2 protein-coding genes are annotated in these 1,973 nt (G+C 45.0%); both read left to right on the top strand.

All coding sequences use genetic code 11. The features are described 5' to 3' along the window. Positions 1-979: threonine synthase (gene thrC / locus A3762_RS11100; RefSeq protein ID WP_068755516.1), on the top strand; the 979-nt coding region annotated here is incomplete at its 5' end. A gap of 65 nt (positions 980-1,044) precedes the next feature. Continuing rightward, positions 1,045-1,973, top strand: a 929-nt coding sequence (locus A3762_RS11095; protein ID WP_197469206.1) for a DHH family phosphoesterase, incomplete at its 3' end; no start/stop codon positions are given.

The raw sequence follows: 1,973 nt of genomic DNA, 5'->3' as shown, positions 1-1,973 counted from the left end.
GACCTCTGGTGATACTGGTTCAGCAGCTATTGAAGGTTGTCGCCACTGTGACAATGTAGATATTTTTATCCTTCATCCTCATAACCGAGTGTCGGATGTTCAGCGTAAACAAATGACGACCATCATTGCTGACAATGTATTTAATATCGCTGTTGAAGGTAATTTTGACGACTGTCAAAACATGGTTAAAGAAAGTTTTGCGGATCAATCCTTCCTTGAAGGGACGCGTCTTGTTGCGGTTAATTCTATTAACTGGGCACGAATTATGGCGCAGATCGTATACTACTTTAGTGCTTCATTAGCTCTAGGTGGCCCGTCGCGAAGTGTTTCATTTTCGGTTCCGACAGGAAATTTTGGTGATATTTTTGCCGGCTATCTGGCGAGAAATATGGGATTGCCGATTAACCAATTGGTTGTCGCGACGAATCGTAATGATATTTTGCACCGATTTATCAGCAAGAATCATTATGCGTTAGAGCCGCTTCACAAAACATTATCGCCAAGCATGGATATCATGGTGTCGAGTAACTTTGAGCGTCTATTGTTTGATCTGTATGGTCGAGATGGCAAAACTCTAGCTAATTTGATGGTTAAGTGGAAAACAGAGTCGGGCTCTATTGAAGAAGAGCGTTGGAATTCTGCTCGTAGCTTGTTCGATAGTTGTGCGGTTGATGACGATCGTACTTGTGCTGTGATCAAAGAGGTATTTGAAGCAACAGAATACTTACTTGATCCTCACACGGCTATCGGCGTTGATGCTGCGCGCAAGACACGTCGTGATCAAGCAATTCCGATGGTAACACTTGGTACTGCGCATCCTGTTAAGTTTCCTGAGGCTGTAGAGAAATCTGGCGTTGACGTTTCTCCTGCGTTGCCGATCCATATGGCAGATTTATTTGATCGAGAAGAGCGCTATGATGTGCTTGATAACGACATTTCAAAAATCCAAGAATATGTTGTAGAGCATCGCCGTACGTAATTATTGTTAAATCAGGCGTAGCAGCCGTGCTGCGCCTTTTCTCCATTCCTCATTGAGTTGCGCTTATGCAGCGAAAGATAGTCCAGCGGGCTCTTCCAGAAAATTATAAATCACTCCCCGACATACCAGAGTTTTTATCAAAAATTTATGCTGCACGCGGTGTTGTTTCTGCTGATGAGCTAAGTCTTCAGCTTAAGTCAATGGCAAGTGCTGCTAAGCTGAAAGGTCTCGATACCGCCGTAGCTCTGCTTGTTGATGTCTTGTCTGCTAATGGACGGATTGTCATTGTAGGGGACTTCGACGCTGATGGTGCCACAAGCACGACCATAGCCTACGAGGCGTTGCGTGAGTTTGGGGCGAATAATGTCGATTATCTTGTTCCTGATCGCTTTAAATTTGGTTATGGGCTAACGCCTGAAATTGTTGATCTGGCCGCTCAATCAAATCCTACTCTAATAGTAACGGTTGATAATGGGATATCTAGTCACGAAGGTGTTGCGCGCGCGCATGCCTTGGGTATTAAGGTTATTGTCACTGATCACCATTTACCTGGCGACGAACTTCCAGATGCAGACGCGATTGTGAATCCGGCTCAGTACGGTTGCAACTTTCCCTCTAAGAATATGGCTGGTGTGGGTGTTATTTTTTATGTGATGTCCGCATTACGAGCCTCTCTCCGTACGATCAATTGGTTTCAAGATAAGAACCTTGTTGAGCCAAATATGGCTGCATATCTTGATCTTGTGGCATTAGGTACGGTGGCTGACTTGGTTGCTCTGGATTTTTATAATCGAATCCTCGTAGAGCAGGGTATGCGGCGAATTCGTGCGGGTAAAGCACGGCCGGGTATTTTGGCGTTATTTGAGGTTGCAGGTCGGAATTACGAAACAGCTGTTACAAGTGATCTTGGTTTTGCGGTTGGTCCTCGTTTAAACGCGGCGGGGCGATTAGATGATATGTCGACAGGTATTGAATGTTTGCTTTCGCGAGACAT

It is taken from the genome of Oleiphilus sp. HI0125 (genome assembly GCF_001635355.1).
This window is presented reverse-complemented; position numbering and strand designations above follow the sequence as displayed.